The 21691-nt window shown below is 72.7% G+C and carries 23 protein-coding genes; 13 read left to right on the forward strand and 10 right to left on the reverse strand.

Annotated features, from left to right (window positions below; genetic code table 11):
- Positions 1-478 precede the first annotated feature (478 nt).
- Both AC4H2S_RS18485 and AC4H2S_RS18490 read right to left on the reverse strand, forming a co-directional pair.
- Positions 479-1189, reverse strand: coding sequence for an FAD-binding oxidoreductase (locus tag AC4H2S_RS18485; RefSeq protein ID WP_491498446.1), 711 nt, complete (start codon positions 1187-1189; stop codon positions 479-481).
- A 1-nt stretch (position 1190) separates the two neighbouring features.
- On the reverse strand, positions 1191-1799 hold the full coding sequence (locus AC4H2S_RS18490) for a sulfite oxidase-like oxidoreductase (protein WP_491498447.1): 609 nt from the start codon (positions 1797-1799) through the stop codon (positions 1191-1193).
- 83 nt (positions 1800-1882) lie between these two features.
- Between AC4H2S_RS18490 and AC4H2S_RS18495 the strand changes: the two genes are divergently transcribed.
- Complete coding sequence (locus tag AC4H2S_RS18495; protein ID WP_491498448.1) at positions 1883-2494, forward strand: hypothetical protein; 612 nt, start codon at positions 1883-1885, stop codon at positions 2492-2494.
- A 74-nt stretch (positions 2495-2568) separates the two neighbouring features.
- Here the strand turns inward: AC4H2S_RS18495 and AC4H2S_RS18500 are convergent, their stop codons facing one another.
- Positions 2569-2796, reverse strand: coding sequence for a hypothetical protein (locus AC4H2S_RS18500; protein WP_491498449.1), 228 nt, complete (start codon positions 2794-2796; stop codon positions 2569-2571).
- Between the two features lie 151 nt (positions 2797-2947).
- A complete protein-coding gene (locus AC4H2S_RS18505; RefSeq protein WP_491498450.1) occupies positions 2948-4528 on the reverse strand; it encodes a dolichyl-phosphate-mannose--protein mannosyltransferase in 1581 nt (526 codons plus the stop codon).
- 190 nt (positions 4529-4718) lie between these two features.
- On the opposite strand from AC4H2S_RS18505, the gene rsmI reads away from it, so the two are divergent.
- From rsmI to AC4H2S_RS18545, 8 genes are all read left to right on the forward strand, one after another.
- Positions 4719-5549 carry a 16S rRNA (cytidine(1402)-2'-O)-methyltransferase gene (gene rsmI, locus AC4H2S_RS18510; RefSeq protein ID WP_491498451.1) on the forward strand — a complete coding sequence of 277 codons (831 nt, stop codon included), beginning with the start codon at positions 4719-4721 and terminating at the stop codon, positions 5547-5549.
- Positions 5536-6447, forward strand: a complete 912-nt coding sequence (locus tag AC4H2S_RS18515; RefSeq protein ID WP_491498452.1) for a TatD family hydrolase — start codon at positions 5536-5538, stop codon at positions 6445-6447. The genes rsmI and AC4H2S_RS18515 overlap by 14 nt, the downstream gene beginning before the upstream one ends.
- A gap of 293 nt (positions 6448-6740) precedes the next feature.
- On the forward strand, positions 6741-7880 hold the full coding sequence (locus AC4H2S_RS18520; protein WP_491498453.1) for a resuscitation-promoting factor: 1140 nt from the start codon (positions 6741-6743) through the stop codon (positions 7878-7880).
- A 29-nt stretch (positions 7881-7909) separates the two neighbouring features.
- Positions 7910-8794, forward strand: a complete 885-nt coding sequence (rsmA, locus tag AC4H2S_RS18525; RefSeq protein ID WP_491498454.1) for a 16S rRNA (adenine(1518)-N(6)/adenine(1519)-N(6))-dimethyltransferase RsmA — start codon at positions 7910-7912, stop codon at positions 8792-8794.
- Positions 8791-9702 (forward strand): 4-(cytidine 5'-diphospho)-2-C-methyl-D-erythritol kinase, encoded by a 912-nt coding sequence (locus AC4H2S_RS18530; RefSeq protein WP_491498455.1) that lies wholly within the window; start codon positions 8791-8793, stop codon positions 9700-9702. The genes rsmA and AC4H2S_RS18530 overlap by 4 nt, the downstream gene beginning before the upstream one ends.
- A 113-nt stretch (positions 9703-9815) precedes the next feature.
- Positions 9816-10313, forward strand: coding sequence for an NfeD C-terminal domain-containing protein (locus tag AC4H2S_RS18535; protein WP_491498456.1), 498 nt, complete (start codon positions 9816-9818; stop codon positions 10311-10313).
- 37 nt (positions 10314-10350) lie between these two features.
- A complete protein-coding gene (locus AC4H2S_RS18540) occupies positions 10351-11892 on the forward strand; it encodes a flotillin family protein (protein ID WP_491498457.1) in 1542 nt (513 codons plus the stop codon).
- 107 nt (positions 11893-11999) lie between these two features.
- The gene (locus AC4H2S_RS18545; RefSeq protein WP_491498458.1) at positions 12000-13907 is read left to right on the forward strand and encodes an ABC-F family ATP-binding cassette domain-containing protein; all 1908 of its coding nucleotides are present in this window, start codon (positions 12000-12002) and stop codon (positions 13905-13907) included.
- 3 nt (positions 13908-13910) lie between these two features.
- On the opposite strand, the gene AC4H2S_RS18550 is transcribed toward AC4H2S_RS18545, so the two are convergent.
- Positions 13911-14396 carry a MarR family winged helix-turn-helix transcriptional regulator gene (locus AC4H2S_RS18550; RefSeq protein ID WP_491498459.1) on the reverse strand — a complete coding sequence of 162 codons (486 nt, stop codon included), beginning with the start codon at positions 14394-14396 and terminating at the stop codon, positions 13911-13913.
- Between the two features lie 180 nt (positions 14397-14576).
- On the opposite strand from AC4H2S_RS18550, the gene AC4H2S_RS18555 reads away from it, so the two are divergent.
- From AC4H2S_RS18555 to AC4H2S_RS18570, 4 genes are all read left to right on the forward strand, one after another.
- The gene (locus AC4H2S_RS18555) at positions 14577-15377 is read left to right on the forward strand and encodes a trans-aconitate 2-methyltransferase (RefSeq protein ID WP_491498460.1); all 801 of its coding nucleotides are present in this window, start codon (positions 14577-14579) and stop codon (positions 15375-15377) included.
- Positions 15377-15754, forward strand: a complete 378-nt coding sequence (locus AC4H2S_RS18560; protein ID WP_491498461.1) for a VOC family protein — start codon at positions 15377-15379, stop codon at positions 15752-15754. Before AC4H2S_RS18555 ends, AC4H2S_RS18560 begins: the two co-directional genes overlap by 1 nt.
- A 75-nt stretch (positions 15755-15829) precedes the next feature.
- A complete protein-coding gene (locus AC4H2S_RS18565; RefSeq protein WP_491498462.1) occupies positions 15830-16678 on the forward strand; it encodes an SGNH/GDSL hydrolase family protein in 849 nt (282 codons plus the stop codon).
- Positions 16675-17631, forward strand: coding sequence for a N5-glutamine methyltransferase family protein (locus AC4H2S_RS18570; RefSeq protein WP_491498463.1), 957 nt, complete (start codon positions 16675-16677; stop codon positions 17629-17631). Before AC4H2S_RS18565 ends, AC4H2S_RS18570 begins: the two co-directional genes overlap by 4 nt.
- Positions 17632-17681: 50 nt before the next feature.
- On the opposite strand, the gene AC4H2S_RS18575 is transcribed toward AC4H2S_RS18570, so the two are convergent.
- The 5 genes from AC4H2S_RS18575 to AC4H2S_RS18595 form a co-directional block, all read right to left on the reverse strand.
- On the reverse strand, positions 17682-18548 hold the full coding sequence (locus AC4H2S_RS18575; RefSeq protein WP_491498464.1) for an amino acid ABC transporter permease: 867 nt from the start codon (positions 18546-18548) through the stop codon (positions 17682-17684).
- 1 nt (position 18549) lies between these two features.
- The gene (locus AC4H2S_RS18580; RefSeq protein WP_491498465.1) at positions 18550-19239 is read right to left on the reverse strand and encodes an amino acid ABC transporter permease; all 690 of its coding nucleotides are present in this window, start codon (positions 19237-19239) and stop codon (positions 18550-18552) included.
- A 104-nt stretch (positions 19240-19343) separates the two neighbouring features.
- Positions 19344-20228 (reverse strand): glutamate ABC transporter substrate-binding protein, encoded by an 885-nt coding sequence (locus AC4H2S_RS18585; RefSeq protein WP_491498466.1) that lies wholly within the window; start codon positions 20226-20228, stop codon positions 19344-19346.
- Between the two features lie 79 nt (positions 20229-20307).
- Positions 20308-21084, reverse strand: a complete 777-nt coding sequence (locus AC4H2S_RS18590) for an amino acid ABC transporter ATP-binding protein (protein WP_491498467.1) — start codon at positions 21082-21084, stop codon at positions 20308-20310.
- Positions 21085-21143: 59 nt separating this feature from the next.
- Positions 21144-21641 carry a 2'-5' RNA ligase family protein gene (locus tag AC4H2S_RS18595; protein ID WP_491498468.1) on the reverse strand — a complete coding sequence of 166 codons (498 nt, stop codon included), beginning with the start codon at positions 21639-21641 and terminating at the stop codon, positions 21144-21146.
- Positions 21642-21691 lie beyond the last annotated feature (50 nt).

Genomic DNA, 21691 nt, shown 5'->3' on the forward strand with positions numbered 1-21691 from the left:
CGAGGCGCCCGCCCCACCATCAGTGGGACGGGCGCCTCAACCTGCCCTTGACAGCAGGTGCCTACATATCAGCTGTGATGTCCAGGCACGTTGGTCGAGATCGTGTGACGACACGATCAGCACGAGCGTGGAGGCGAAGGCCACTGGGGGTGGAGTGGAACCTGTCCAAGGCACCGCTCCCCACCCAGGCGGTCTCCGCCTCCCACGCTGACGTGCGCCGACCCGTGGGGCCGCGGCGGCTAGGACACCCTCGTCCCCGCTGGGACACCCAGATCCGGGTGGTTGAGCGGGCATGTGACCGCTCGAGTCGGGACGCGGACCCCCGGAGGCCGGCCTGGGACAACTAGGACACCCTCGTCCCCGCTGGGACACACGGATCCGGGTGGTTGAGCGGGCATGTGACCGCTCGAGTCGGGACGCGGACGCCCCAGGAGGCAGCCCCGGAGGCAGGGTCGGGGCGGGCGTCGCGTCCCCCGGCTCAGGACGGGTCGTCGCCCGTGGGCCCGAAGCGCTCCACCCGGATCGCGCCGGGGGCGAGGCCGCACGCGACGAGCAGCTCCTCGGCGTACGCCGCGAACCGGGCCGAGCCGCACACGAAGCCGAGCTCGACCCCCTCCAGCAGGGGGGTGAGCTCCTCGACCGTGAACGGTCCGGCGGGCCGGCCGTCGACGTCGGCGCGGGTCCAGGCCATCGTGGCGCCGTGCCGCTCGAGCTCGGCGGCGTAGGGGAGCTCCTCACGGCTGCGGCCCACCGCGGCGATGCGCAGCAGGTCGGTGCGGCCCAGCCGTCGTGCCGTGCGCGCCATCGCGACGGCTGGCACCACCCCGGTGCCGCCGACGAGGCACAGGATGGGGGTCTCGGTGTCCCAGACGAACCAGCGACCGATCGGCCCGCGGAGCTCCAGCACGTCGCCCACCTCGGCGACGTCGGCGAGGAACTCCGAGACCTCGCCCCCCGGCTGCCGCTCGATGAGCAGCTCGAGGAGCGGGTCGTCGGTGTCGGAGGCCAGCGAGTACGACCGCTGGGCGGTGTAGCCGTCGGGGGCACGCAGCCGCACCAGGTAGTGCTGCCCGGGCAGGTGGCGGGGCCGCCCGTCGACGTGCATCCGCAGCCGCACCGTGCTCGGCGTGGGCATGTCCTTGTCGATGATGCGGCCGTCGGTCCAGGCCGCCAGCGGTGCCGGGACCACGTCAGTCGCCCTGGTAGCGCTGCTCGAGCCACGGGTCGCCGCGGTCGTGGTAGCCGTTCTGCTCCCAGAAGCCCGGCCGGTCCTCGGCCATCAGCTCGAGGCGGGAGAGCCACTTGGCCGACTTCCAGAAGTAGAGGTGCGGCACCAGCAGCCGCAACGGCCCGCCGTGCTGCCGGGGGAGCGGCTCGCCGTCGAAGCTCCACACCACCCACGCCTTGCCGCCGGTGACGTCGGCCAGCGGCAGGTTGGTGGTGTAGCCGGTGACCGAGTGCGCCATGACGTAGCCGGCCGAGTCCTCCGGCCTCGCGACCCCGAGGAGGTCGTCGACGCTGACGCCGCTGAAGGTGGTGTCGAACTTCGACCAGGTGGTGACACAGTGGATGTCGCCGAAGAACGTCGACCCGGGGAAGGCGTGCAGCTCCGACCAGGTCCACGTGCGCGGCGACTCGACCAGGCCGTCGACGCTCAGCGTCCACGTCTCCGCCGGCTGGTGCGGCGTGGCCTCGGCGCTCAGCACCGGCCACGACGACCCGGTGTCGTACTGCCCCGGTGGCAGCCGGCCGCGCTCCGGCTCGGGACGGCGGCGGTGGAAACCTCGGGTGACGGGCATGGTCTGCTCCAGAGGGATCGGGGACTCGGGGACAGTCTGCCGCCGCGACGCCGATCGTGGAACGGGCGGACTACCGTCTGAGCGTGACCGACTACCAGCGGATCCTCGTGGTCAGCACGCAGGCCGACGCCGACGAGCTCGCGCGCGTGCGGTCCGGTCTCGGTTCCTCCGCCACCGTCGTCACCGCCCCGACGATCGAGGGCAAGCGCGTCGTCCAGGCGCTCGGTCGCGCCGCCCGTCCCGAGGTGCTGCTCGCACCGGTGCGCTTCCCCGACGTGGACCGCGGGCACCGCCTCGACGAGGTCGTACGACGCCACGCGGTCGCCGACCGCTTCCGCGACGTGGTCGTGGTGACCGACCCGGCGACGATCACCCTGCTGCTGCGGGTGCTGGCCCCCGACCAGCTGCCGGCGTCGGGTCATGTCACCGAGGTCGGCCTGCCGCGCGGACCGCGACCGGTGCCGCTGGTCTGGGCGGTCGCCGTCGGCGTGGGGCTGGCGGTGCTGGCCGGGCTGTTCTCGCCCGTCCTGTCGTTCTGGGTGCTGCCGGCCGTCGTCGGGGTCGCCGGCCTGGTGCTGGTGGCGGTGCCCGGTCGGCGGTGGATGGGGGAAGCGGCGCTGATCGCCGTCGCCGTCTCGCTGGTGGTCTCGCTGTTCGCGATCGCCGGGTCGGCGCGGTTCCCCGGCGCCTGGTGACGGCAGCCCTGTGACGGGCGCCTGGAGACGGCAGCCCGAGCGGCCCCCGGGGGAGTGGTGTGACCCTGCGGGCGTCAGCCCTTGCGCGGGCCGAAGAGCAGTCCGCGACGCACCGACCGGCGCGGCTGCGGGATCGCGGGTGCGGGCCACCACTGGACGCAGCTGTGTCCGGCGCGGTTGAAGCCCTCGCGGTAGACGAAGTTGTCACTGCACGAGCACACCCAGCGTGCGCCGATCTCGTGACCGTCGCCCGTCGGCGCTCCCTCGGTCTCCAGGCACACGTGGATCATCGTGGAGTCCATCGCAGCGCACCCTCCCTCGCGTCGACATCCCGACAGCTCGGGACGCCCCATCGTCATCCGGCGCGAGCAGAAAGGAAATGGGCGCACGCCGAAGTGCGGGTCATCTTGAGAGAACCTCGACACTTCGTGCCGGGTTGCGAGCCGGCGTGGGTCAGATCCAGCGCAGGAACCAGATGCGGGCGTCCCACTCCGACTTCGTCAGCAGGACGTCGGTCCAGATCGGCCAGAACCACGCGAACGCGATGAGGGCGAGCACGGTGTAGCTGCCCGCCACCACCACGCCGAAGGTGCGTCGCGGCGTCGGGACGTCGGAGGTGCCGATGAGGTGGCCCATCGCGAGCACGATCGAGAGCACCAGGAAGGGCAGCGCGGTGATCGCGTAGAAGAAGAAGATGGGCCTGTCGTCGAAGGCGAACCACGGCAGCCAGGTGCCCGCGAGGCCGGCGACGGCGACACCGTGGCGCCAGTCGCGCGCGCCGATCCACAGCAGAAGCGAGGCGACCATGGCCAGGCAGCCGCCCCACCAGATCACCGGGTTGCCGATCAGCAGGACCTGGCGGATGCAGCTCGAGCCGGACGGCGCCTCGCACCCCTGCGACCCCGGCTGGATGTCGGTCTGGGCGTCGACGCCGACCGGGCGGCCCATCACCAGCCAGGTCGACGGCTTGGAGGCGTAGACGTGGGTGGAGTCGTCGAGGAAGTGGCTGTGGAACGTGTAGACGTCCTGGTGGTAGGACCACAGCGAGCGCAGCGACTGGGCCACCTCGCCCAGCCCCTCGGCGTCGGGCTCGCTCGCCGTCGGCCACGGCTCGCCGCCGCCGTAGGCCGTGTACTGCGTGTTGCTGAACGCCTCCTCGTAGGCGTCGGCGTGGATCAGCCAGCCCGTCCACGACGCGACGTACGTCGCCAGCGCGACGCCGACGAGGGCGACGAACGCTGGGATGCCGTCGAGGACGACCGAGCGCAGCAGCGGCCGGCGCTGGCCGAACGCCCGGCGCGCGCCGGCGCTCCACAGCCAGGCGAGCAGGCCGAAGACGGCGAGGCTATAGACGGCAGACCACTTGGTGCCGCAGGCGAGCCCGAACGCGACGCCCCCGGCGACCAGCCACGGACGCCACCAGAAGAGCCCGCGACGGCCGGCGCCGGACGCCAGCCGGTCGCGCCGCCACTGGCGGTCCGCGACCACGCAGTGCACGCCGCAGAGGGTGAAGAACGCCAGGAAGATGTCGAGCAGCGCCAGCCGTGACAGCACCAGCTGCAGGCCGTCGATCGAGAGCAGCAGCCCGCCGACCAGGCCCAGCACGGTGGAGCCGGTGACGCGACGGACGAACCGGCACATCAGCAGCACCATGAGCGCGCCCACGACCGCCGACGCCGTGCGCCAGCCGGTGGGGTCCATCCCGAAGACCTTGATCCCCGCGGCGATCAGCCACTTGCCGACCTCGGGGTGCACGATCATCGACGGGCCGTCCTCGAACAGCCCGGTGAGGCTGCCGTTGAGGATCGTCTTGTCGGCGTCCTCGACGTAGTCGCGCACGTAGCCGTGGTTGAGCAGCGACCACGCGTCCTTGGCGTAGTAGGTCTCGTCGAAGGCGAACGAGTGCGGCGTGCCGAGGTGCCAGCGCCGCAGGAAGAAGGCGAGGGCAGCCAGGCAGAGCGCGCCGGCCCACCCGAGCACCGGGTCCTCCGAGCGCCAGCGCGGGCGATTCCGCTCGGCGGCTGTCGGAGTCACGCGAGGCACTCTAGCCAGAGCCGGGAGAGGCCCCCGGCGTACGCACGGCCGGGCGCAGCCGCGTCGTGGCCGGCCGCGCCGGAGCCGGGAGGGGCACCCCGGCGGCGAGCATCTACGGTGAACCCATGAGCACCCCCCGACGTTCTTCTCCTCCGCTTCGCTCCTCCGAACAACGCCGCGGGGACCCCGCTTGACTGGCGTCCTGGTCCTCGCGGGCACCCCGATCGGGCAGGCCGGCGACGCACCGCCCCGGCTGGCGGCGGAGCTGTCCGGGGCCGACGTGGTCGCCGCCGAGGACACCCGGCGGCTCAAGCGGCTCTGTGCCGACCTGGGCATCACGCCGGGCGGACGGGTGGTGTCCTACTTCGAGGGCAACGAGCAGGCACGGACCCCCGTCCTGCTGGAGGCGCTGCTCGCCGGCGAGCGGGTCGTGCTGGTCACCGACGCAGGGATGCCGAGCGTCTCCGACCCCGGCTACCGGCTGGTCGCGGCCGCGGTCGAGCACGACATACGCGTCACGGCGGTGCCCGGACCCAGCGCGGTGCTCACGGCCCTCGCCGTCAGCGGCCTGCCGGTCGACCGGTTCTGCTTCGAGGGCTTCCTGCCCCGCAAGGCCGGGGAGCGCGGGCGCCGCCTGGCCGCCCTGGCCGCCGAGGAGCGGACGATGGTCTTCTTCGAGGCGCCGCACCGCACCGAGGCCGCGCTGGTCGCGATGGCCGACGCGCTGGGCGACGAGCGCCCCGCCGCGGTGTGCCGCGAGCTCACCAAGACGCACGAGGAGGTGCGCCGGGGTCCGCTGGCCGAGCTGGCCGCCTGGGCCACCGACGGCGTGCGCGGCGAGGTGACGATCGTGGTGCAGGGCTCCAGCGGCGCCCCCGCCGTCGACACCGACCCCGGCTCGCTCCGCGCGGCCGTGGCGGGCCTGGAGGCCTCCGGCTCGACCCGCAAGGAGGCGATCGCCGAGGTCGCCCGTCGGGCCGGGCTGCCCAAGCGGGAGGTGTACGACGTTGTCCACCGGTGAGCACGGGACCGAGCAGGGACCGACCCGCAGCCGGGCGGCCACCGAGGAGCGGTCGGGAGCCCGACGCGACCGCGAGCGCCCGCCCGCGCCGGAGCCGCTGCCGCACCCGGTCGTCGACAACCACTGCCACCTCGACATCGCCGACGGCGACTGGCTCGACACCGCCGACGCCATCTCGGCGGCTGCGGCCGTGGGGGTGCCGCGGATCGTGCAGATCGGCTGCGACCTCCCGGGCGCCCGCTGGGCCGTGGCGGCGGCGGCCGAGCACGACGCCCTGGTCGCCGGTGTCGCGCTGCACCCCAACGAGGCGCCCCGCCTCGCCGAGGCCGGGCGGCTGGAGGAGGCGCTGGCCGAGATCGAGCGGCTCGCCCAGTCGCACGCCAAGGTGCGCGCCGTCGGCGAGACCGGGCTCGACACCTTCCGCACGGGTGACGAGGGCCGCGCCGCGCAGGAGGAGAGCTTCCGCCGCCACATCGACCTCGCCAAGCGGCTCGACAAGACGCTGGTCATCCACGACCGCGACGCCCACGACGACGTGCTCCGCGTCCTCGACGACGAGGGTGCACCCGATCGCTGGGTGATGCACTGCTTCTCCGGCGACGCCTCCTTCGCGCGCCGGTGCCTCGACCGCGGTGCGTACCTCAGCTATGCGGGCACGGTGACGTTCAAGAACGCCGCCCCGCTGCGCGAGGCGCTGGCGATCACGCCGCTCGACCGGGTGCTGGTGGAGACCGACGCGCCCTACCTGACCCCGACGCCGTGGCGCGGACGACCCAACGCGTCCTACCTGGTCCCGCACACCGTGCGGGCGATGGCCGAGGTGCTGCAGGCCGACCTGGCGGACCTCTGCCGGGCGATCGACGCCACCACCGAGGCGGCCTTCGGGGGGCCCTGGTAGCGGGCTCCGACGACCGGCGAGCGGCCCCTTCCCACGGGTGGACGTGTGCAGGGTCTCCCCGGAAATCTCCCCTCAGGAGTTTGCGTCATCGTCCGTCGTCGTTATCGTCTTGTGATTGTTGGCCGGGATCGGGAGCGATGTTCGGCAGCACGAGGACCGGATCGGGCCGGTTCTGCGAGACCCCCGCTCGCACGTCGCACGTCTCCCCACGGTCATTTCCTCGTGGATGCCGCGCACGCTCGGACCGGGGGGTGCTGCCCCCGAGGCCCGGACAGAACGACGTTCGGAGAATCGTGCGCTCTCGTCTCGCGCAGCTCAGCAGGTCCAAGACCGTCCTGGCGACCCTCGGGGCGCTCGTCGTGGCAGCCGTCGGAGGAACGACGGTCGGCTACGCAGCCCTCACCAAGGACGTGACCCTCACCCTCGACGGGGAGACCCGGCAGGTCACCGCCATCGGCGGCACCGTCGGCGACGTCCTGGAGGCCGAGGGTGTCGAGCTCACCGACAAGGACCTGGTCGCTCCAGCGGTCGACGAGCCCGTGAGCGACGGCTCGGCCATCGCCGTGCAGTTCGGGCGCCCGCTCGAGCTCTCGGTCGACGGCACCGAGCACACCTACTGGGTGAACTCGACCAACGTCGCCAGCGCCCTCGGTGAGATCGGGCGCCGGTTCGCCGGCGCCGACCTGTCGGCCAGCCGCAGCTCCTCGATCGGTCGCGGCGGACTCGCCCTCGAGGTGGTCACCCCCAAGGTGGTGCACCTCAAGCTGGGCGCCAAGCAGCTGAGGAAGCACAAGATGGCCGCGATGACGGTCGCCGACGTGCTCGACACCGCCGGCTTCGAGATCGACAAGCACGACAAGGTGCGTCCCTCGCTGAGGACCGAGATCGCCGACGGCGACAAGATTGTCGTCACCGACATCCGCGTGGTCACCAAGAAGGTCGCCCGCGAGGTGGTCGACGCCCCGGTCGTCGAGCGCGAGGACTCCTCGATGCTCGAGGGCGAGCAGGAGGTCGTGCGCGCCGGTCGCGACGGCGTCCGCAACGTCACCTACCGCCTGCGCTTCGTCAACGGCGAGCTCCGGGCCCGCACGGTCGTCAAGGCCGACGTGAAGGTGAAGGCCCTGCCGCGGATCGTCCGGGTCGGCACCAAGGAGGAGCCCGAGGAGCTGGTCGCCAACTTCGCCGGCGGCAGCACCGTGTGGGACTCGCTCGCGCAGTGCGAGTCGGGCGGCAACTGGGCCATCAACACGGGCAACGGCTACTACGGGGGCCTGCAGTTCAACCTCGGTACGTGGCGCGCCTACGGCGGCACCGGCTACCCGCACCAGGCCTCCCGCGAGACCCAGATCGCGGTGGCCACGCGCCTGCGCGACGCCACCGGCGGCTACGGCTCGTGGCCGGGCTGCTCGGCCAAGCTGGGCCTGCCGCGCTGACCGGGGACACCCCACTAGGCTTCGCGATCATGACCACGAACCCGGCCGGCCCGAGGCTCCTCGGGCCGGCCGAGGTGCGTCAGCTGGCCGCGGAGCTCGACCTGCGCCCCACCAAGCAGCGGGGCCAGAACTTCGTCATCGACGCCAACACGGTGCGCCGCATCGTCCGCGAGTCCGCCATCACCGACGACGACGTCGTCGTCGAGGTCGGCCCGGGCCTGGGCTCGCTCACCCTGGCGCTGCTCGCGGTCGCCCGCCGGGTGATCGCCATCGAGGTCGACCCGCTGCTCGCCGAGCGGCTGCCCGCCACCATCGCGGCGTACGCCCCCGGCCAGGCCGACCGCTTCGAGGTCGTGCTGGCCGACGCGATGCGGGTGGAGTCGGTGCCCGGGCCGCCGCCGACGGCCCTGGTGGCCAACCTGCCGTACAACGTCTCGGTGCCGGTCCTGCTCCACCTCCTCACCCTGCTGCCCTCGCTGGAGCGGGGCCTGGTGATGGTGCAGGCCGAGGTCGCCGACCGCCTCGCCGCGCCGCCGGGGTCGAAGACCTACGGCGTGCCGAGCGTGAAGGCCGCCTGGTTCGCCGACGTGCGCCGTGCCGGCACGATCGGCCGCAACGTCTTCTGGCCTGCTCCGAACGTCGACTCCGGGCTCGTCGCGTGGACCCGGCAGGACCCGCCGCGCACGACCGCCACCCGCGAGCAGGTCTTCGCCGTCGTCGACGCCGCCTTCGCCCAGCGCCGCAAGCAGGTGCGCGCCGCGCTGCGCGGACTGGCCGGCTCGGCCGAGGCGGCGACCGCCGCGCTCGAGGCGGCCGGTGTCGATCCCACCGCGCGCGGCGAGGTGCTCGACGTGGGCGACTTCGCCCGGATCGCCGAAGGGCTGGCGGCCACCCGGGACCGGGCGGCGGAGTGAGCATCACCGTCCGGGCGGCCGCGAAGATCAACCTCCACCTCGGCGTCGGCGCGCCGCGCGAGGACGGCTTCCACCCGCTCGACACCGTCTACCAGGCGATCTCGCTCTACGACGACGTCACGGTCTCCGAGGCCCCCGAGGACTCGCTGTCCGTCGTCGGCTCGTCCTACGTCGACGTGGCCGGGGTGCCGACCGACGCCACCAACATCGCGCTGCGGGCGCTGGGCGAGGCACCGTGCGGGGGAGCCCACCTCGTGGAGATCGCCAAGCAGATCCCCGTCGCCGGCGGCATGGCCGGCGGCTCCGCCGACGCGGCGGCCGCGCTGCTCGCGCACGACCGGCTGCACGACCTGCGCCAGCCCGACGACGTGCTCCTCGCCCAGGCCGCCCGGCTCGGCAGCGACGTCCCCTTCTCGCTGGTGGGGGGAACGGCGCGTGGCCGCGACCGGGGCCAGGTGGTCGAGCCGATCGTCGACCACGGCACCTGGTGGTGGGTCGTCGTCCCGGCCGCCGTCGGCCTCTCCACCCCGGAGGTCTACCGGCACTTCGACCGGCTCCACCCCGACGCGCCCGCGCAGCCCGCCGAGCCGGCCGAGCTGCTCGCCGCCCTGGCCAGCGGCGAGCCCGTCCGGCTGGCGCGCGCACTGCACAACGACCTCCAGGAGCCGGCCGTCGACCTGCGCCCCGAGCTCGGCGACCTGATCGACCGCGGCGAGGCCGAGGGCGCCCTGCGCGGCATGGTCAGCGGCTCCGGCCCCACCTGCGTCTTCCTCTGCGACTCCCAGGAGGGCTCCATGGAGGTGCTCGCCGCGCTGTCCGCGTCGTACGACGTCGTGCTGAGCGCCGTCGGCCCCGTCGCGGGCGCGCACGCCGTCAGCACGCACGACGTCGGGTGGGACCAGCGGTAGGTCCACGAATGGGGTCCTGACCGGGTGGCATGAACCGCTGCGGGCGGGGAAGCATGTCGCTATGTTGTGCGCGGCGTCGACGACGTCGCACTGATCGCCTGGGGGGAGGCATCGTGAGCGTGTTCCTGGTGGTGGGCGCGGTCGGTGTGCTGCTGCTGCTCGTGGCGCTCGTCCTCGGCGACGTCCTCGACGGCGCGCTCGAGGGCCTCAGCGCGGGCCTCTTCTCGACCGAGGCCCTCGCCGGCTTCCTCGGCGCCCTCGGCTTCGGCGGCGCGATCGCGCTCGAGACGACCGGGTCGACGTCGCTCGCGGTCGTCATCGGCCTCGTGCTCGGCGTCCTGCTCGGCTGGCTTGCCGCGCGGGCGTCGCACTTCCTCCACGGCGACGGCGAGGGTGACTCGGTGCGCACCTCCGACATGCTCGAGCGGATCGGCCAGGTGGTCAGCGCGATCCCCGAGGGCGGCTTCGGTGTCGTGTCGCTGAGCGTCGGCGGCCACATCACCCGCCTCAACGCCCGCTCGAGCGTCGCCGTGCCAGCCGGCACCCAGGTCAGCGTCACCCAGGTCATCTCGCCCACGGCCGTCCAGGTCGAGCCGCTCTTCCTTCCCTGAACCCGCCCACCCCACGCCCCTCTTAGGAGCACTGCCCATGTTCGGACTGTCCCCGGTCGTCGCCGCGGCGATCGGCCTCGTCGTCCTCCTCGTGCTGCTGGCGCTGCTCGTCACCACGCGCTACAAGGTGGCCGGGCCCAACGAGTCGTTCATCGTCACCGGACGCAAGGGCAAGGGGGAGGTGCGCAACCCCGAGACGGGTGAGATCTCCACCGACCTGTCCGGCCAGAAGGTCGTCATGGGCGGGGGCGTGTTCGTCATCCCGTTCGTGCAGCGTCTCGCGACCCTCGACCTGTCCTCGCGCCGGATCTCGGTGCAGATCCGTGGCGCGGTGTCCGGTCAGGGCATCAAGCTCAACCTCGACGGCGTCGCGCTGGTCAAGGTCGGCGGCAACGAGGACTCGATCCGCGCCGCGGGTCAGCGCTTCCTCAGCCAGCAGGGCGAGATCGAGACCTTCACCCAGGAGGTCCTCGCCGGTGCGCTGCGCTCGATCGTCGGCTCGATGTCGGTCGAGCAGATCATCCGCGACCGCGCCGCCTTCGCCCAGCGCGTCGCCGAGGAGTCGGAGTCCTCGCTGACCGGCCAGGGCCTGGTGCTCGACACCTTCCAGATCCAGGACATCACCGACGACGGCTCCTACCTCGCCGACCTCGGGCGTCCCGAGGCCGCCAAGCTCAACCAGCTCGCCTCCATCGCCGAGGCCAACGCCCGCCAGGCCGCCGAGCAGGCGCGCATCGCCGCCGAGCAGGAGATCGCGGTCACCCAGCGCGCCCTGGCCCTCAAGAACGCCGAGATCAAGGCCGAGACCGACGCCGCCAACGCCCAGGCCGCGGCCGCCGGTCCGCTCGCCCAGGCCGACCGCGACCAGGCCGTGCTGCTCGAACAGGAGAAGGTCGCGGTCCACCAGGCGGCGCTCAAGGAGCGCCAGCTCGACACCGAGGTCCGCAAGCCCGCCGACGCCGAGCGCTACCGCGTCGAGACCGAGGCACAGGGTCGTCGCGCCTCCGCCATCCTCGAGGCCGAGGCCCGCAAGGCCTCGTCGATCGCCAACGCCGAGGCCGAGGCCGAGAAGGCCCGCCTGACCGGTGAGGGCGAGAAGTCGCGTCGTTCGGCGCTCGCCGAGGCCGAGGCCATCGAGGGCGCCAAGCGCGGTGAGGCCGAGAAGGCCCGCCGTGTCGCCGAGGCGGACGCGCTCCGTGCCGAGGGCGAGGCCCAGGCCGCCACCATCCTGGCCGCCGGCCAAGCCGAGGCCGAGGCGATGGACAAGAAGGCCGCCGCCTTCGCCGGCTACAACGAGGCCGCCGTGCTCCAGATGCTCATCGAGGTGATGCCCAAGGTGGCCGCCGAGCTGGCCCGCCCGATGGGCAACATCGACAAGCTCACCGTCATCTCGGCCGACGGCGCCGGCGAGCTGCCCAAGCAGGTGACCAACAACCTCGTGCAGACCATGGAGATGCTCAAGGCCACCACCGGCCTCGACGTCGAGTCGCTGATCCAGAAGTACTCCGGCGCCAACGGCACGTCCGCGCCGACCCTGGCTGAGGGATCCTCCGCGGACGGCGGTCACTCCGACTCGTGACGCCGACGGGCCGTCCCCCTCACGCAGCGCTCCCTCAGGCAGCGCTCGTGAGGGGGACGTGCGCCGATCCGTGCCGAGTGGGGTGCACCTGAGAGGATCGCCCGGACATGGCGAACCTGATCAACCTCGAGCGCGTCTCGAAGTCCTACGGCGTACGGCCCCTGCTCGACAACGTCTCGCTCGGCATCTCGGTGGGCGAGCGCGTCGGCGTCGTCGGCCGCAACGGCGACGGCAAGACGACCCTGCTCGAGGTGATGACCGGCCTCGAGGAGCCCGACTCCGGACGCGTCTCGCGCACCCGGGGCATCGAGATCGGCTACCTCCACCAGGGCGACGAGCTCGTCGACACCCACACCGTCCGCGAGGCGGTGCTCGGCGGCCGCCAGGACCACGAGTGGGCGGCCGACTCCACCACCCGCGAGGTCGTCGAGGAGCTGCTCGCCGGCGTCACCCTCGACCGCGCCGTGGTCGGCCTGTCCGGCGGCGAGCGCCGCCGGTGCGCCCTGGCCGCCCTGCTGCTCTCGCGCCACGACCTGATCGTCCTCGACGAGCCGACCAACCACCTCGACGTCGAGGCCGTCGCCTGGCTGGCCGGGCACCTCGTCCAGCTGCCGTCCGCGCTGATCGTCGTGACCCACGACCGGTGGTTCCTCGACGCGGTGTGCCAGACCACGTGGGAGGTCCACGACGGCGCGGTCGACGCCTACGAGGGCGGCTACGCGGCCTACGTGCTGGCCAAGGCCGAGCGCCAGCGGCAGGCGGCCGCCACCGAGACGCGGCGGCTCAACCTCGCCCGCAAGGAGCTCGCCTGGCTGCGCCGCGGCGCCCCCGCGCGTACGTCGAAGCCGAAGTTCCGCATCGAGGCGGCCAACGCCCTCATCGACGACGTGCCCCCGCCGCGCGACCGCATCGAGCTGCAGCGCTTCGCCAGCCAGCGGCTCGGCAAGGACGTCATCGACATCGAGGACGTCGACCTCTCCCGCGGCGAGCGGCGGCTGCTCGAGCACGCCACGTGGCGCATCGGCCCCGGCGACCGGGTGGGCATCGTGGGCGTCAACGGCGCGGGCAAGACCTCGCTGCTCTCGCTCATCTCGGGCACCCTCGCCCCCGACGTGGGCCGGGTCAAGCACGGCCGCACGGTGCAGATGCAGCACCTCACCCAGGCGCTCGACGAGATCGACCCCGAGGCGAGGGTGCTGCCGACCGTCGAGTCGATCCGCCGCGTCACCAAGACCCTCGACGGTCAGGAGGTCACCGCCACCTCGCTGCTCGAGCGCTTCGGCTTCACCGGCGACCGGCTGACCGCGCGGCTCGGCGACCTGTCGGGTGGGGAGCGGCGACGCTTCCAGCTGCTCAAGCTGCTGCTGAGCGAGCCCAACGTGCTGCTCCTCGACGAGCCGACCAACGACCTCGACATCGACACCCTCAACGTCCTCGAGGACTTTCTCGACTCCTGGCCCGGCACGCTCGTCGTGGTCTCCCACGACCGCTACTTCCTCGAGCGCGTCACCGACTCGATCTGGGCGCTGCTCGGCGACGGGCAGGTCTCGATGCTGCCCCGCGGGGTCGAGGAGTACCTCGAGCGCCGCGCGGCCCTCCCGGCCGCCCCGTCGGTCGGGCCCTCCTCCGCCTCCTCGTACGCCTCCGGTCCCGCTGCTGCGCCCGGTCCCGGCGCTGCGTCATCCGGACCGGCACCCATGGGTACGCCTTCGCATGACGCACCGGCCTCGGGAGCCGGGGCGCCGGCGTCGGGATCGGCGGGCTCGGCAGGCGCCGACGCCACCAAGGCCAGGCCCGGCTCCGCCGAGGACCGCGCCGCCCGCAAGGTGCTGGCCCGGGTGGAGAAGCAGCTCGAGCGCATCGCCGCTCGGGAGGCCGAGCTGCACGCCGAGATGGAGGCCAACCTCTCCGACTACGACCTGCTCGCCCGCGTCGGCGGGCAGCTCAGCGAGCTCGCCGCCGAGAAGGAGGAGCTGGAGCTGGAGTGGCTCGAGGCCTCCGAGGTCGTGGAGTAGGGCTCAGCTGAAGGGCGCGAGCAGCGAGCGCAGCAGCGCGGCGAGCTCGGTGCGGTCGCGGTCGGACAGGTCCGACATCAGGTCGGCCTCGGCCGCGAGCAACGCCTCGAACGCGCCGTCGACCGCGGCCTTGCCGTCGGCGGTCAGCCGCACCAGCACGCCCCGCCGGTCGTGCGGGTCGGGGAGCCGCTCCACCAGGCCGCGGGCGGCCAGCCGGTCGACCCGGTTGGTCATCGTGCCGCTGGTCACGAGCGTCTCGCGCAGCAGCCTGCCGGGGGAGAGCTCGTACGGCTGGCCGGCGCGGCGCAGCGCGGCCAGCACGTCGAACTCCCACGACTCGATGCCGTGGGCGGTGAACGCGTCGCGGCGGGCCAGGTCGAGGTGGCGCGCCAGCCGGCTGATGCGCGAGAAGACCTCGACGGGTGCGAGGTCGAGGTCGCCGCGCTCGCGGCCCCACGCCTCGACCAGGTCGTCCACCTCGTCACGCATGGAGACATCGTGCCAGATCGGTCGAGAATCTTGACATCGAGACTGTTTCTGGCCACAGTGCACTTATCTCGACATCAAGATATGTTAGCCGGGTGGTCCGGCGGGTATGAGGTCAGCGCACGCGTGTGGGCGACCCGCTCGCCACCGGACCACTCGGTGTTCGCGCGAGGAGGAGACGACATGAGCCACACCTGGGACCCCGACCGCTACCTGGCGTACGCCGACGAGCGCGGCAGGCCGTTCGTCGACCTGCTCGCCCGGGTGCCCGCGGAGAACCCCCGCGTCGTCGTCGACCTCGGCTGCGGCCCGGGCAACCTCACCGCCCTGCTGGCCGACCGGTGGCCCACCGCCCGCGTCACCGGCGTCGACAGCAGCCCGGAGATGATCGCGGCCGCCCGCTCCGTCGAGGGCATCGAGTGGGAGATCGGCGACCTCCGCGACTGGGCCGAGCCCGACCCGCTGGCGCTGCGCGAGCCGATCGACGTGCTCGTCTCCAACGCCACGCTCCAGTGGATCCCCGACCACCTCGAGCTGCTGCCCGGCCTGCTCGACCGCGTGCAGCCGGGCGGGTGGCTCGCCTTCCAGGTGCCCGGCAACTTCGACGAGCCCAGCCACACGATGCGCGCCGACCTCGCCGCGCGGGCGCCCTACGCCGAGCACGTGCGCGGCGTCCGGGTGCCGGCCAGCCACGACCCCGACGACTACGCCCGCGTGCTGCTCGACCTCGGCTGCGAGGTCGACGCGTGGGAGACGACCTACCTCCACGTCCTCACCGGCCCCGACCCGGTCTTCGACTGGGTGTCGGGCACCGGCGCCCGGCCGACGCTGCTCGCGCTGCCCGACGACCTGCGCCCGCACTTCGAGGACGAGTTCAAGGCGCTGCTGCGCGCCGCCTACCCCGCCGACGCCTCCGGTCGCGTCATCCTGCCGTTCCGGCGCATCTTCGTGGTCGCGCGCAAGTCGCCGGGAGTGCTGGTCTGATGCGCCTGCACCACGTGCAGGTCGCGTGCCCGCCCGGTGGGGAGGAGTCGGCGCGCCGGTTCTACGGCGACGCGCTCGGCATGACCGAGGTCGACAAGCCGGCCGACCTCGTCGCCCGGGGCGGGTGCTGGTTCCGGGCGTACGACGACGCGGGCGAGGTGGCGGCCGAGCTGCACGTCGGCGTCGAGGCCCCCTTCGCGCCGGCGCGCAAGGCTCACCCGGCCTTCGTCGTCGACGACCTGGCCGAGGTCGCCGCGCGGCTGCGCCGGCTCGGCTTCGTGGTCGACGAGCGCGAGCGCGACTCCTTCCCGGGCCACGTCCGCCTCCACACCCACGACGGCCACGGCAACCGCGTCGAGGTGCTCCAGCGCGGCTGAGGCGGTGTCCCCAGAATCGGGGCACCTCGACGCCGTGCGCCTCCCGCGGGTGCGTGCCGTCCCTACCGTGGGCGGGTGCTGAGGGAGCGCAGGAGGAGCGGGGCACGCGCCGCCGGGCGGGTGCTGCTCGCGGCTGCGCTCGTCGTCGCCGTCGGTGCGGTCGTGCTGGTCCGCTTCTGGGGGCCGCGCGAGCCCGAGCCGACGCCCGACACCGCGGCACCCACGGTCGCGCCCGCGGAGCTCGCCGACGCCGCGGACCAGCGCGTGTTCATCGCCCACATGTCGATCGGCTGGAACCTGCTCGGCGGCCTCGACCGGCTCTACGCCGCCGCGGGCGTCCCGGGGCCCGACGTCGTCCAGGTCTCGGTCGGCGACCCCGCCCCCGACCTCCCGCAGGGCCGTGGCGCGGTGGTCCACGCCGAGATCGGCACCAACGGCGACCCGCTCGGCAAGCTCGCCAACTTCGACGACGCCATGCGCGCCGGCCTCGCTGACGAGGTCGACGTCGCGCTGGTCAAGCTCTGCTACACCGACGTGACCGCGGACACCGACGTCGAGCAGCTGTTCGCGGCCTACCGCGACACGCTCGACGCCCTCCAGCGCGACTACCCCGACGTCCGGCTCGTCCACGCGACCGTGCCCCTCACCGCCGCGCCGTCCGGCATCCGGCAGCGCCTCGCGGTGCTCGTGCGGGGCGACGACAACGCCGCCCGCGAGCGTTTCAACGCCCTCGTCCGCGACGCGTACGCCGGCGACGACCTCTTCGACATCGCCGCCGTCGAGAGCACCGACGCAGACGGCACCCGGCTCACCTCCCTGGCCCTCGGGTGGGCCGACGCCGACCGGCAGCACCTCAACGCGACCGGCTCCGCCGTGCTCGCCGCCCGATTCCTCGACCTCCTGACGCAAGGGGACGCCGCATGACCAGCACCGCAACCGGCACCGCAACCAGCACCGCAACCAGCACCGCAACCGAGCCCGCCACCGGCGCCGGCGAGCGACCGGCGCTCTACGACCACCACCTCGCCCGGCTCGAGGCCGACGCCGCGATCCTCCCGGACCATCCGGAGGAGACCCCCGAGTCGACGCTGCGGGCCCTGTGGGCCGTGGCCGCCGGGACGCCGCTGTCGGTGACCGCAGCCGTCCGGCGTCCCCTGGCCCGCCTGGGCGACGAGGGCGAGCGCCTCCTGGCCGCGCTGGTGGAGAGGCGGGTCGCCGGCTCGCCGCTGGGCCACCTGACCGGACGGCAGGGCTTCATGGGGCTCGAGCTGCTCGCCGGCCCGGAGGCTCTGGTGCCCCGGGTCGAGACCGAGATCCTCGGCCGCACCGCGCTCGACCTCGTCCGCGCCACCGACGGGTCGCTCGTCATCGACCTCTGCACCGGCGCGGGCAACCTCGCCGCCGTGGTCGCGGTGGCGGCGCCGGGGGCCACGCTGCACGCCGCCGACCTCTCGACGGCCGCCGTCGGCCTGGCGCGGGCCAACATGGTCTTCGCGGGCGTCGCCGACCGGGTGTCCGTGCACGAGGGTGACCTCTTCGACGCGCTCCCGTCCGGGCTGCGGGGCCGGGTCGACGTGCTGGTGTGCAACCCGCCCTACATCTCCTCGGCGCGCGTCGGCGAGATGGCCGCCGAGATCTCCGAGCACGAGCCGCGGATGGCCTTCGACGGCGGGAGCCTCGGGATGTCGATCGTGAGCCGGCTGGTGCAGGAGGCGCCCGACTGGCTGCGCCCGGGCGGCTGGCTCTGCTTCGAGATCGGGCTCGGCCAGGGGCCCTACTGGAGCAAGCGGATCCCCCGCCTGCCCGGCTGGGACGCCGTCGAGCCCGTCGCTGACGACGACGGCAACGTCCGCGTGATCACCGCGCGCCGCGCCTGAGCCGACGGACAGCGTGGCGCAGGCGTGGCGCCGACCGGAGGAACGGGCCCTCAGGCGGGTGGCCTGGCGTCGGCCGTCGACTCGCCCACCATGCTCACCTCGAGGACCTTCTTCTCGCCGACGAACTTGCGCTGGAGCCAGGTGGCCAGCCACGTCAGCAGCAGGTTGACGATCACGTAGATCGCCGTGATGACGATGATCGTCGGCACGTGGTTGGCGAAGCTCTGGTAGATCGGCTTGGCGATGCGGGTGAGGCCGAGGCCGGCCACGGCGTAGCCGAGGCTGGTGTCCTTGAGGGCCACCACCATCTGGCTGATGATCGCCGGGATCATGATCTTGACCGCCTGCGGCAGCAGCACGATCGTCATGACCTGCGTCTTGCGCATGCCGATGGCGTACGCCGCCTCCGCCTGGCCCTTGGGCACGGCGTTGATGCCGGCGCGGAAGACCTCGGCGAGCACGGCGCCGTTGTAGAGCGTGAGCGCGAGCACGACCGACCAGTAGGTGCGGCGGCTGAGCTCGTCCATGCCGCCGAAGATCGCGTAGAAGCAGAAGATCATCAGCATGATGACCGGCACCGCGCGGAAGAACTCCACGACGACCCAGCACGGCCAGCGCACCCAGCCGTGGTCGGACAGCTTGCCGACGCCGAAGAGCACGCCGAAGACGACGGCGCCGATGACGGCGCTGAAGGCCATCTGGAGCGTGATCAGCAGGCCGTCGACCAGGATCGCCTCGATGTAGCGAGGGGTGAGGAACGGCTCCCACTTGTCGTACTCGAGCTGGCCGGTGACCTGCAGCCGGTAGACCACGAAGGCGAGCGCAGCCACGAGCGCGACGGCGGACGCGACGCTGTAGGCACGGTGGCGCTTGCGGGTCGCGGGCCCGGGGGCGTCGAAGAGGACCTCGGCACTCATGTCAGGCCACCTTCCAACGGCGCTCGAGCATCGTGGAGATGGCGGAGATGATCTCGACGAGGATGATGTAGCCGATCGCGAAGGCGATGAAGATGCCCCAGCGCTGGTCGGCGTAGTCGTTGGTGAAGCCCTTCATCCGGCCCACCGCCTCGATCACGCCGAAGACGCCGGCGACCGAGGTGTTCTTGAGCAGGGCGATGAGGGTGCTGGCCAGGGGCGGCACCGAGGCGCGGATCGCCTGGGGCAGCACCACCTGGCTCATCACGCCTGTGAAGGGCAGGCCGATCGCGCGGGCGGCCTCGGCCTGCCCGAGGGGCACCGCGTTGACGCCGGAGCGGATGGCCTCGCACACGAAGGCCGCGGTGTAGAGGCTGAGGGCGGCGACCGCGGCGCTGAAGAACGAGGTGAAGTCGAAGGGGCCGATGTGGATGTCGACCCAGGTGAAGCGGAGGGCGTCGAAGATCTTGCCGGCGCCGAGCTGGAAGAACAGGAAGATCATGACCAGCGGGGTGTTGCGCACGAGGGTGACGTAGGCCGTGCCGAAGATGCGCAGCACCGAGACCGGGCCCACGCGCATGGCGGCGAGCAGCGTGCCGAGCGCGAGCGAGAGCACGGCGGAGACCAGGAAGAGGAAGACCGTGTAGCCGAAGGCCCTCAGCACCAGGTCGAAGTTGTCCAGGACGGCGTTCACGCCACTCCTCTCTCGGTCGGGCCCGGCCCCTGCGCGGGTCCGGGTGGGGGACACGGCCCCGGGCCCGCCGAGGACGGCGGGCCCGGGATCCGGTCAGGTGGGTACTACTCGCAGGAGTCCATCTCCGGCAGCTCGGGCACCTCGACGCCCGAGGGGCCGAGGGTGGCGTTGAACGCCTCCTCGTACTTGCCGTCGTCGTAGGCCTCGGTGATCGTGTCGACGATCCACTGGCACATCTCGGGGTAGTCCTGGGAGTAGCCGACGCCGATGCGCTCCTCGGAGAACTCGTCGCCGACGACCTTGAGCTCGCCCTCGTTCTGCGCGGCGTAGCCGGCGAGGATGGTGCCGTCGGTCGTCATGGCCTCGACGGTGCCGTCGAGGACCTTCTCCACGCACTCGGAGTAGGTGTCGAAGCCGACCGGCTTGGCGCCCTCGGCCTCGATGTTGTCGAGCGAGGTGGACCCGGTGACCGAGCACACCTCCTTGCCCTTGACGTCGGCGACGTCGTCGATGTCGCTGTCGGCCTTCACGAGCAGCTGCTGGCCGGTGACGAGGTAGGGGCCGGCCTGGCCCACGACCTGGCGGCGCTCGTCGGTGATGGAGTACGACGCCAGCACGAGGTCGACGGTGTTGTCCTCGAGGAAGGGCTCGCGGTTGTCGGAGATCGTCTCGACCCACTCGACGTCCGTCTCCGGGTCGATGCCCAGGCTCGCGGCGAGCACCTTCGCCATCTCCACGTCGAACCCGGTGGGCACGTCGGAGGCGGCGTCCTTGAAGCCGAGGCCGGGCTGGTCGTACTTGACGCCGATCTTGATCTTGCCGTCCTCGGCAAGCTCCTTCATCCGGGTGCCGTCGTCGAAGTTGTCGGCCGCGTTCTCGGTCACCTCGACCTCGGCGCCCTCGGTGTCATCGCCGGCGTCGCCGCAGGCTGCCAGCGACAGGGCGAGTCCCGCCGTGGCGATGACCGCCTTCGTCCTGATGAATCTCATGCGTTGTTCTCCTTCGGTTCGCGGCCCGAGGCCGTCGGTGGGTTCCGGGTGTGGAGCTGCGGGGGGATGGAAGTGGGCCTCAGTGCTTGAGGATCTTGCCCAGGAAGTCCTTCGCGCGGTCCGAGCTCGGGTTGGTGAAGAACTCCTCGGGGGTGTTCTCCTCCACGATCGCGCCGTCGGCCATGAACACGACGCGGTCGGCGGCCGTGCGGGCGAAGCCCATCTCGTGGGTGACGACGATCATCGTCATGCCCTGCTCGGCGAGGTCGACCATGACGTCGAGGACCTCCTTGATCATCTCCGGGTCGAGCGCGGAGGTGGGCTCGTCGAAGAGCATCACCTTCGGCTCCATGGCCAGGGCGCGGGCGATGGCCACGCGCTGCTGCTGGCCGCCGGAGAGCTGCGCGGGGTACTTGTTGGCCTGGTGCTCGACGCCGACGCGCTCGAGCAGCTCGCGGGCCTTCTGCTCGGCCGCGGCCTTGCCCATGCCGCGCACCTTGGTCGGACCGAGGGTCACGTTCTCGAGGATCGTCTTGTGCGCGAAGAGGTTGAAGCTCTGGAAGACCATGCCGACCTCGGCGCGCAGCGCCGCGAGCGCCTTGCCCTCCTGGGGCAGGTCCTGGCCGTCGAGGGTGATCGTGCCCTCGTCGATGGTCTCGAGCCGGTTGATCGTGCGGCACAGCGTGGACTTGCCGGATCCGGACGGGCCGATCACGACGACCACCTCACCGCGCTTGACGGTGAGGTCGATGTCGCGGAGTGCGTGGAGCTGTCCGAAGTGCTTCTGGACGCCCTTCAGCACGACGAGGGGCTCACCCCGGCCGGCGCTGACGGTGGCCGTTTGCTGCGCGGTCATAGGCGCAACCTATCGGCAGGTGGACCGTCCGGGCCATCAGGCATGGCCCGTTCGGACCATCACAGAGTGGTGACGATTCCGGCGTCGGGGTCCCAGCGGCGAAGCGACGACAGCGTCAGCACCACGTCCTCGTGGCCCAGGACGCCGACCGCGCGGCCCGCGTCCGCGCGCGCGATGCGCCGCGCCAGCGTGAGGTGGGGGAGCCACCCGACGTGCTGGACGTCACGCACCTCCGAGCGGAGGTCGAGCACGGTCCGCACCAGGGCGTCCGGCACGTCGAGGACCCGGACGAGCGAGACCCGGGTGCCGCCGAGCAGGGCGAGGCCAGAGGCCCGCACCTCCACCGGCAGCAACGGCCCGAGGAGGTCCGCGGCCCGCTGCTCGTCGTCCGGGTGGAGGGCGGGCGCGGCCAGGACCGTGACGTGCGGGCTGTTGGTCACCCCGCGGTGGTCGAGCTGGGAGGGCAGCCCGGCGTCGCGCAGCGCCTGCCAGTCACGGCGTACGACGTCGCGCCCCACCTCGTCGGGCAGCAGCTCGAGCGCGTGCATGCGGGGCATGCTGCGAGCCTAGGCGGCCCCGGGCGCCGCCCGGCTGGGTCGGCCCTCGC

The sequence above is a fragment of the Nocardioides sp. Z13_37 genome (assembly GCF_058355585.1).

Coding starts and splice junctions, on each gene's coding strand:
- AC4H2S_RS18490 (WP_491498447.1), bottom strand. CDS start 1,799: ATGCCCGTCACCCGAGGTTTCCACCGCCGCCGTCCCGAGCCGGAGCGC.
- AC4H2S_RS18500 (WP_491498449.1), bottom strand. CDS start 2,796: ATGGACTCCACGATGATCCACGTGTGCCTGGAGACCGAGGGAGCGCCG.
- rsmA (WP_491498454.1), top strand. CDS start 7,910: ATGACCACGAACCCGGCCGGCCCGAGGCTCCTCGGGCCGGCCGAGGTG.
- AC4H2S_RS18540 (WP_491498457.1), top strand. CDS start 10,351: ATGTTCGGACTGTCCCCGGTCGTCGCCGCGGCGATCGGCCTCGTCGTC.
- AC4H2S_RS18545 (WP_491498458.1), top strand. CDS start 12,000: ATGGCGAACCTGATCAACCTCGAGCGCGTCTCGAAGTCCTACGGCGTA.
- AC4H2S_RS18550 (WP_491498459.1), bottom strand. CDS start 14,396: ATGCGTGACGAGGTGGACGACCTGGTCGAGGCGTGGGGCCGCGAGCGC.
- AC4H2S_RS18555 (WP_491498460.1), top strand. CDS start 14,577: ATGAGCCACACCTGGGACCCCGACCGCTACCTGGCGTACGCCGACGAG.
- AC4H2S_RS18560 (WP_491498461.1), top strand. CDS start 15,377: ATGCGCCTGCACCACGTGCAGGTCGCGTGCCCGCCCGGTGGGGAGGAG.
- AC4H2S_RS18570 (WP_491498463.1), top strand. CDS start 16,675: ATGACCAGCACCGCAACCGGCACCGCAACCAGCACCGCAACCAGCACC.
- AC4H2S_RS18575 (WP_491498464.1), bottom strand. CDS start 18,548: ATGAGTGCCGAGGTCCTCTTCGACGCCCCCGGGCCCGCGACCCGCAAG.
- AC4H2S_RS18585 (WP_491498466.1), bottom strand. CDS start 20,228: ATGAGATTCATCAGGACGAAGGCGGTCATCGCCACGGCGGGACTCGCC.
- AC4H2S_RS18590 (WP_491498467.1), bottom strand. CDS start 21,084: ATGACCGCGCAGCAAACGGCCACCGTCAGCGCCGGCCGGGGTGAGCCC.
- AC4H2S_RS18595 (WP_491498468.1), bottom strand. CDS start 21,641: ATGCCCCGCATGCACGCGCTCGAGCTGCTGCCCGACGAGGTGGGGCGC.